The sequence below is a fragment of the Rickettsiales bacterium genome (assembly GCA_033762595.1).
GTDB lineage: Bacteria > Pseudomonadota > Alphaproteobacteria > Rickettsiales > UBA8987 > JANPLD01.
Genome location: JANRLM010000093.1, coordinates 1 through 8,633, shown reverse-complemented (window position 1 = coordinate 8,633; position 8,633 = coordinate 1). Strand labels below are relative to the sequence as shown.

The following is an 8,633-nucleotide window of genomic DNA, read 5'->3' as shown; positions in this document are numbered from 1 at the left end:
CATCGTGTGTAGCAATTTGTGTATCAAACTTTACACCAATTACACTAAACTATTGAACTATAAGCAGAATTATTATATGGTGACCCCGAGAGGATTCGAACCTCTGACCCACAGCTTAGAAGGCTGTTGCTCTATCCTGCTGAGCTACGGAGTCATATAGAATAGAAATTACTTTCTATTTATTTTTTTATCAATCGCAAGGTAAAAGAAAAAAGTTAACCAACTTTTTTCTTTTCATCTCTAAACCAACCAAGTTTTCTGCGAGCTTCCATAATCATTGAGTTTGCAAGAGTTCTATCAACGCCTTCACTTTCAGTGATTTCAAGAAGTTCATCAGAGTCAAGTTCAGCTAAATCTTCAACTTCCCTGATACCTTTTTTGATTAATAAGCCAGCAACTTCACTTGTAACGCCATTAATGCCAAGCAAGCCTTTTTTATTATTTTTGCTTTGTTTTTGGTTATTAGTTTTAACAGAAGATTCATCTTTAGGGTTATTTTGCAGATATTCATTCGCACGCTTTTGAAGCTCATCAACAAGCTCTTCTTCAAAGCCTTCAATGCTAAGAAGTTCATCTTTTTCAACGAATGCAACTTCTTCAATATTTGTAAAGCCTTCAGATGCAAGTAATTGGCCGATAACTTCCTCAACATTAAGATTTTCAGAGAAAAGTTTAGTAAGCCTGTTAAACTCTTCTACGGATCGAGTTGCGTCATCACTTTCAGAGATAATATCAATATTCCAGCCAATAAGCTCAGAGGCTAAGCGAACATTTTGACCCCTTCTGCCAATTGCAATTGATAGGTTTTCATCAGGCACAACGGCAATTATTTTGTGATTATCTTCATCAATAACTATTTTTACAACTTCAACTATTGAATCTTTGGTTTTTGAACCGATTGCATTAACTGCAAGCGTTGCTAAATCATTTGACCATTCAATAATATCAATTTTTTCGCCTTGAAGTTCATTATAAACTGAAGTAACCCTGCTACCTCTTGGGCCAATGCATGAGCCAACTGCATCAACTGATGAATCTTCAGAATATACTGCAATTTTGGCACGAGAGCCTGGATCACGCGCAACCGCACTAATTTTAACTATACCATCATAAATTTCAGGAACTTCTTGTGCAAATAAGGCCGCCAAAAACTCATTTGATCTTCTAGAGAGGAAGATTTGTGGGCCTTTTCTTTCTCTACGAACATCGCTTATATAAGCCCTGATTCTGTCGCCTTTGCGATAATTTTCTCTAGGGATAAGCTGGTTTTTAGGAAGGATAGTTTCAGTTCTACCAAAATTGATAACTAAATCGCCATTGTTTTCAATTCTTTCAATTGTGCCAGAGGCAATTTCTCCAACTCTATCTTTGAATTCATCATATTCTCTCTCTCTTTCAGCATCACGAATTTTTTGCATTAAAACTTGCTTGAAGGTTTGCCCTGCAACCCTTCCGAAATCAATCGGTGGTAATTCTTGAGTTATAGTATCACCAATTTCTGCATCGGGATTTTTCTTTTTTGCAAATTTCAGTTCAATTTGCGTATTAGTATCTTCAGCATTTTCAACCACATCAAGCTCACGGAAGATTTTGATTGAACCATCTTTTTCAGATATTTGAGCTTTTATTTTAAGATCGTGACCATATTTTTTGCGAGCAACTGAAACAACTGCTGCCTCTAAAGCTGAAATAACAATATCCCTCTTGAGGTTTTTTTCTCTAGCTACTGATTCTGCTACTTGGATAATTTCCAAGCCACCAGTAATTGAAAATGAAGTGTTAGCCATAGTATCTCCTAGTTTATCTTAATTAATAACGCCTTTGGTTTTTAATAATTCATAAGTAATTGCAATTTTTGCGGAATCTATATTGCTAAATTCAACAAAAAATTCCTTTTTAGAATCCTCACAAATAACAGAAATTCCATTCTGAGAAATTTTATATCTGCCCTTAAACCTTCTTGATTCATCAATTTTTAATTTAGTTTTAAGGTTAATTATAAAATTTTCAAACCGCTTAAAATCTTCCTCAGTAGCAATTTCTCTATCAAGGCCAGGGGAAGAAACTTCAAGCAAATATCTATCTTTTATAATATCTTCCGCATCTAAAATATTAGAAGTTAGCCTGCTAATATTTTGGCAATCACCCACTGAAAGGTTGGAATAATCTTGCCTTTCAGCGAATATTTGCAAGGCTTTATTTTTACCAACCATTGTGCCAAACTTTACATTAACTAGCTTGTAACCCTCTGATTTTAATGATGGTTCTATTAAAGATTTTATTTTATCTTCAATCATTAGTTTAAGCTAAAGTTTAGGCAACAAAAAAGGCGGGCAAGCCCACCTTTAGATACAAAGATTGTTTAGCATCAAAAACTTCTAAAGCAAGAATTTTTTTGAAATAAATTAAAAAAACTTAAAAATTATTTTTAATGAAAATTGCAAAATTTCTAGTGAAACTTAGAATTCGTCTATAGTTCAAAAGGTTAATGGATTGCTAAAAAATAGTTAAAATTTTATTAATTTCCTTGATATTAACCCTTTTTTAATATATTATGGTGTATATTACAAAAATCAATAATAATATATTTTTTTCAAATCGGGGGATTTTATGCCAATAGTGATTAATCATAATAATGGTAATCAACTCAATCTTTTTGAGTCATTGCTTACGGCTACTCAATTTACTAATTTTCAACCATTGGATATTATAAATGTTACTGGCAAAGGCTTAACAGATAGAGTTTTACTAAAAACAATCACCATAAAAAATGGTGGTGTATCAATTGATCTTGATTTATCAGATCTTTCTACAATTAAATCTCAGTTGGAAGCTCAAGGTATTTTTATGCCTAATGGCTTTACTTTTCCTTCTGCTCCTTTAGTTCCTACGCAATCAGGTAATTATGCTTTAACGGTTCAAGCTCAAAAAGCATTAATGCAAATTGCCGAAAAGGCTGGAATATTAGATGATGACATAAACTTTGATTTTGGAGTTGCTGTAACCCAGGGTTCTAGTAATACAGTTTTAGCTGAGCAAACTGTTAACAGAAATGCTGAGGTGTTAACGGTTCAAGACATACTTAACGAAACTAATCCGATTGATTTAACTGGAGGAAACGATCAATTTCTTGTGGAAATAAACCCTGCACTTTATGCCGTTGAATATTTAACTGCTGGAACTTTAATTAAATTTGAATCTAAAGATGGATTGGATATTGGTGTTTTTGGAACAATAGTAGTTTCAAAAGGCAACACTGAATATACATTGAAAATAAACCAAGATTACACTATTGATGATAACGGATTTGAAGTAAGGGTAAATTTGATGCCAAATGGAGCGTCAATAATAGGTGGGATTACAGATAATATTTCTGGAAGTGCTCAAAGTTCAGTTAATTTTAACTTTACAATATATACCGCAGATAGAACTAATCCGATTCTAGGAAAATTGGAAATGAGCTTAAATACTGATTTAAGTAATGGATGTGAAACTTATAGAGCGGTTGAAAATGCAGGTATAGTGAATAATGCAACTGAAGCTTTAGGTGATAGAGTATGGAAAGGAATTAACGCTCACACTGCAGGAACTGCAACTTTTGCAGGCAAAGAAATTGATTATGATTATGGGAGTGGGCTTTCAGCAAATTTAGGACAATATTTGTTGGCAACATTGAGCGATAGAGAGCAAGCTGCAGAGATACTTAGTTCTGTTATATCAAATCATGGTGTGCCTTTTTACCATATTCAACAAGATATTATAGAAGCAGGGGCAATATGGGTTCCGTATTATGGCGTTTTGAAAATTGGAGGGGTTTTTAATGCTCCGGTAGAACTGGCAGGGGTAAATTATAACGTAATAACATCAATTCAAGAATTAAAAGAGTTGATGAATGTTCAAACAGATAATGAGTTATATGAAAATTTGTTCCAATTTAATCTAGATTATCTTTCATTAGCTAATGCTATGGGTAAAACTTATGATGAAATTGTAGCTTTACACGATAATTTAGTAAATAGCTCAACCAATTCTCAACAATCTAACGGCAATATTGGCTCTGCTGGGAATACAGGTGCTAGCCAAGGCCAAACGAATGGTTCAAGCTCTAATTCTTCAAATGATAATTCTCAAGTAAATAATATTGATGTTCCACAAACTGCTGTAAAAACTAGTGAAGGCACAATGTATAGTAATGTTGATAAAGATTTCATTGTTGTATCTGTGAACTCTAATTTGATGAATTCTGATAAAGATGCAATTATTGTAAATAATTTAAACTCTAATTCAGTTTTAGCAATCTTATCTTCTAATGATGCAAGCAAGTTGAATTATTTTGTTTCTAATAAATCATCAGATAATTTTATAACTTATAAGAATGCCTCAGGTTCAGAGGTAAAAATTCCAATTCAAAATAATACTCATTTTACTATAAATAATAAGGGTGAAGTAAAACTTACTGCAGCTGGAATAAATTTGATTAACAATATTCCTCAAAATGTATCTGACATTTCATTGTCATTAAAAAACATTAATGCAACCAAAGCAAATGGAGATTTTGATTCTTTTAGTGCTGAAATTAATTTATCAAATCAGTTTTCAAATGCAGTTGATGAATCAGATTCTATTGTTGCAAATATGAATATGGTGAATTCACTTAATCAAAGTTCTAATTTAGCGCAAAATAATTCTTCAACAACAGCAAGTTTATCTGGTGGTTCAATGTTGAATGGTTTTGGAAATGGAAATATTAATTTAATAGGAAGTCAAAGTGGTAATGCAAACTTATCAGGTAATGTAAGTAATATTGGTTCAGGTGCAACATTAACTGGAGGTTTTACTTTACCTTTGGCATCTATCACTGATGGTTCAAATAAAGATAAAGATGTATTAAATTTTTCTTATAATCCAAGCGTAATGAATTCTGGAAGGCTTGATTTTAATTCACTTAAAAGTGGTGAGGCATTTATTATTGCAAATCCTTCTAATCCTGCGGTAAAGGTTGGAATGGTTTTGCTACCAGATGTAAAATTTATTTCAATTGCTAATGGTGCAAAGCAAAATATAGCTGATCTTAAAGGTGGCACTGATTATAACTTTAGGGTTGATAGTGTTACAGGCAAAATAGAGATTTACTTTGAACAATCAGGCTTAGACAAAATTGCAAACATTTCTAATAATGGTGCTAATCCAATAGTTTCAAACTTTAATTTAGATTTTCTTCATTCTTCAGGTGTAGATGTGATTAATGCAGGAATTGTTATTTCTCCATCTGGTCAGCAATCTGGCGGTAGTGGAGGTTCTAGCCTTACAAGTCCAACTCCGCCAGATAGCAATCTTAATAGCGATTTATTAGATATGAATCGGTTAAAAACTGATAATTGGGAGGAGCGAGCTTCAGTAGATGAAAATGATAAAGATGTGGATTTTGTTAAGCTAGTTACTAACTATAACAAAGATGTAATCTATAAAAGAGATTTTGAGTTTAACGATACAAAAGTTGCTTATGGTTTTAATGTTGAGAAAATTAATCCAGCTCAAGCTTTAACTCAATTTACTACTGCTGATAATTCTCCATTATCTTCATTTAATGTTCAATCATTAATGGAATTCAGGGTTGCATCAGATCCTAGCCAAATTGTTTTGAAGTTAGTTAAGGGTGTTGATTATCAATCAGGCGTTGCTGCACAAGATAGAACAGGCTTTTTCGGCTTTACAGAAGCTGGAAAGGCAAAACTTAAAGCTGCAATTGATAAAAATGGTGAATTAATAACTAAAATTGTTTTTAACGCAGAGTCAGCTTCTGCAAACGCAAATGGAACTAAGGCAGTTGATGAATTTGTATGGTATTCCTCTTTCTCTGATAAATATTTAACTGGAAGTGCAAATGGTGGAACACAAGATTCAGATCAATCAGGTAATTCTAGTCTCAAATTAGAAATGGTTGATGCTGTTAAAAATTCAAGTGGAGAATATCAAAAAGATATTCAGGAAAGTGCATTATCTCTAACTACCCCAATAGCAACAATAAATTTCAGTGGAGGTGATGAGGTTGGAATGCCAGAGAAGCCAAAATTAACTGGAATTTCAGGCTATCAATTTGATGATTTATTTAGAGAGGGTGAGATTAAAGATTCCAGTGGAAAAATAACGGGTTGGACTATTTTTGTAAAAGATCAGCAGGCACTAGATATTATCAAAAATAGTCAAGATATTGGTGAAACATTAAAAATAGAATTTACTAAATCTCATAGTTTAACAATTAACCAAACTAACGATCCAAAAACTATAGTTGAAAAATTTGAAATAAATATTATTGGAAGTTCAAGTAATTCAAACACTGGTAATTCAAATACTGGTAACTCAAATAGCCAAAACATTGATGACTTAATGGCTAAAATTAGCACCAATTCGGAATATATTTCTAAATTATCAGATGTTGTTAAGAATATATCTGATTCACTAGGAAAATTTATGAATTCTGCTGAAATTAGCAAGATTTTAGAACCAATAAAAGCTATAATCGAAACTAAAACTCAAGAAATTACAGAGTTAGCAGAAAAACTTTCTGATATGCTTGGAAGCAAAACAACCTCTATTTCTGAGCAAATGGAGGCTATGTCAGCTGATTTAGGTTTAGAAGATGCATCTCCTCAAGATTCAATTTCTAATGATGTTTATACTCTTGAAGTTGATGGGGAAAAAGTTCTAGTTACCGATCACCCAATAGATTTATCTTCAGCTAATCATAATCTGCATGCTTTTGTTGATGCTGATTCGTTTTCATTTTAATTTGGTTAATAATTGCTGATTATTGCATATTAATATTGACTAGCGTTGATTAATTTTTAATAAATAATGCCATAAATAAATAAAAATTTTTTATGGCAGGAACACACGATCATCATCACAAAAATCACCCTTATCATATTATTGAGTTATCTCCACTTCCGCTTTTAACAAGCCTATCTTTGCTATTTTTAGCGGTCGGTGCGGTATTATTCATGCATGAATATCACCATTCAGGAAGGCTGTTAATACTAGGTTTTGCTGCAGTTGTTGCGTGTTTGTATTTCTGGTGGAGGAAAGTTGTTTTGGAAGGCTTGGAAGAAAAAGCCCATAATAACTTTGTTCAAAACGGCCTTAGAATTGGTATGGCGTTGTTTATCGCATCTGAGGTTATGTTCTTTTTTGCGTTTTTCTTTTCATATTTTACCAGCTTTTTCCAAGCAATTTGGTTTGGTTTAACAGAATATGATTTTGCAAATCTAGCTTTAACTACAAATGATTTAACTTGGCCACCAAAAGGCATAAAAACCTTTGATCCTTGGGATTTACCATTCTTAAATACTCTCATTCTTTTGCTCTCTGGAACATCAGTAACTTGGGCTCATTGGGGTGTTCTCAACAATGATAAAAAAGCACTTGTCCAAGGCCTTGGTTGGACGGTTTTTCTTGGCGTTCTATTCACGGGCTTTCAAGCTTATGAATATTCCCACGCGGCATTTGCGATTGATACTAATAATTATAGCTCTAACTTCTTTATGGCAACTGGCTTTCACGGCTTCCATGTGATTGTTGGAACAATCTTTTTATTTGTATGCTGGATAAGGGCAATTAGGGGGCAATTAACTTCTGAAAATCATTTAGGCTTTGAGTTCGCCGCTTGGTATTGGCACTTCGTGGATGTTGTGTGGCTATTCCTATTCGTGGTTATTTACTGGTGGGGTAAATAGTTTATGAAACAATGAATTTCCTATCATTAAAATGCCCTAGATGCTTAGAGGGCGAGATTTTTAGCTCTAAAATAAAAATTAAACATAACGAAAAATGTTCTGAATGTGATTTAGATTTTTCCTCGCTTGATATTGGTGATGCACCTTCTTACTGCGTTGGTTTTGTAATATGTTTTCTAATTCCTATTCTCGCAATTATATTTGATGTTTATTTTACTCCAAATCTCGTAACGCATATTTTTCTATGGATTCCAATTACAATTATTTTAGCATATTTATTGTTATTATATGTTAGAAGTTACTTTGTTTATAAATGTTATGAATATCCTCAAAAATGAATAATCTAAGAAAAAAACTCTTTCATATTTTCTGCTTTTTTATGGTTTTAACTTGCACAATACTTGGTGTTTGGCAGGTTGAAAGATTGCAGTGGAAGGAGAGTTTAATTACTCAAGTTGAAAAATATAAGAATGAAAAACCTGAAGATTTTGAAATTCTAAATTTTAACCAAGAGCAAGATTTATTCAAAAAAGTAAATATTTATGGGGCTTTTTTGCATGATTATGAAATATTACTTTCTGCAAAATATCTTAATGAATCCAATGATAAATCAGTTTTAGGTTATCACATTATAACGCCTTTTTTGTTAGTAACTGGTGAGACTATTTTTGTAAATCGCGGTTGGATTCCTGAAAATCTAAAGGAAAAATCATCTCGTAAAAAAAGCCTTTCTGATGCTTTTATTGAAAAACCTCTTAAAGTTATGATTAGGGAAAGCCACGGAAAAGCCCCTTGGTATATGCCAACTAATGTGCCTCAAAAAGATATATGGTTTTGGATAGATTTAGAGCGAATGAAAAACAGATTATCAGAAAAATCTGACTTAAAAAACATCAAAAC

Annotated in this window: 6 protein-coding genes and 1 tRNA gene; 4 read left to right on the top strand and 3 right to left on the bottom strand. The window is 32.6% G+C overall.

The features are described 5' to 3' along the window. Nucleotides 1–77 precede the first annotated feature (77 nt). The 3 genes from SFT90_06505 to rimP form a co-directional block, all read right to left on the bottom strand. Nucleotides 78–154, bottom strand: a tRNA-Arg gene (locus SFT90_06505). A gap of 61 nt (nt 155–215) precedes the next feature. After that, a complete protein-coding gene (nusA, locus tag SFT90_06500) occupies nt 216–1,787 on the bottom strand; it encodes a transcription termination factor NusA (protein MDX1950130.1) in 1,572 nt (523 codons plus the stop codon). Nucleotides 1,788–1,805: 18 nt separating this feature from the next. Further along, a complete protein-coding gene (gene rimP / locus SFT90_06495; protein MDX1950129.1) occupies nt 1,806–2,297 on the bottom strand; it encodes a ribosome maturation factor RimP in 492 nt (163 codons plus the stop codon). A gap of 313 nt (nt 2,298–2,610) precedes the next feature. Between rimP and SFT90_06490 the strand changes: the two genes are divergently transcribed. The 4 genes from SFT90_06490 to SFT90_06475 form a co-directional block, all read left to right on the top strand. After that, nucleotides 2,611–6,789 carry a hypothetical protein gene (locus tag SFT90_06490; GenBank protein MDX1950128.1) on the top strand — a complete coding sequence of 1,393 codons (4,179 nt, stop codon included), beginning with the start codon at nt 2,611–2,613 and terminating at the stop codon, nt 6,787–6,789. A gap of 92 nt (nt 6,790–6,881) precedes the next feature. Continuing rightward, nucleotides 6,882–7,733 carry a cytochrome c oxidase subunit 3 gene (locus tag SFT90_06485; protein MDX1950127.1) on the top strand — a complete coding sequence of 284 codons (852 nt, stop codon included), beginning with the start codon at nt 6,882–6,884 and terminating at the stop codon, nt 7,731–7,733. Between the two features lie 11 nt (nt 7,734–7,744). After that, entirely contained in the window at nt 7,745–8,071 is a 327-nt protein-coding gene (locus tag SFT90_06480; protein ID MDX1950126.1) for a DUF983 domain-containing protein, read from the top strand. Beyond that, nucleotides 8,068–8,633 (top strand): SURF1 family protein (locus SFT90_06475; GenBank protein MDX1950125.1); only part of this gene is annotated, 566 nt, incomplete at its 3' end. The genes SFT90_06480 and SFT90_06475, both read left to right, overlap by 4 nt.

Bases quoted from the DNA above. Each gene is read 5' to 3' on its own strand.
- nusA (MDX1950130.1), bottom strand. From the start codon at position 1,787: ATGGCTAACACTTCATTTTCAATTACTGGTGGCTTGGAAATTATCCAA.
- rimP (MDX1950129.1), bottom strand. From the start codon at position 2,297: ATGATTGAAGATAAAATAAAATCTTTAATAGAACCATCATTAAAATCA.
- SFT90_06490 (MDX1950128.1), top strand. From the start codon at position 2,611: ATGCCAATAGTGATTAATCATAATAATGGTAATCAACTCAATCTTTTT.
- SFT90_06485 (MDX1950127.1), top strand. From the start codon at position 6,882: ATGGCAGGAACACACGATCATCATCACAAAAATCACCCTTATCATATT.
- SFT90_06480 (MDX1950126.1), top strand. From the start codon at position 7,745: ATGAATTTCCTATCATTAAAATGCCCTAGATGCTTAGAGGGCGAGATT.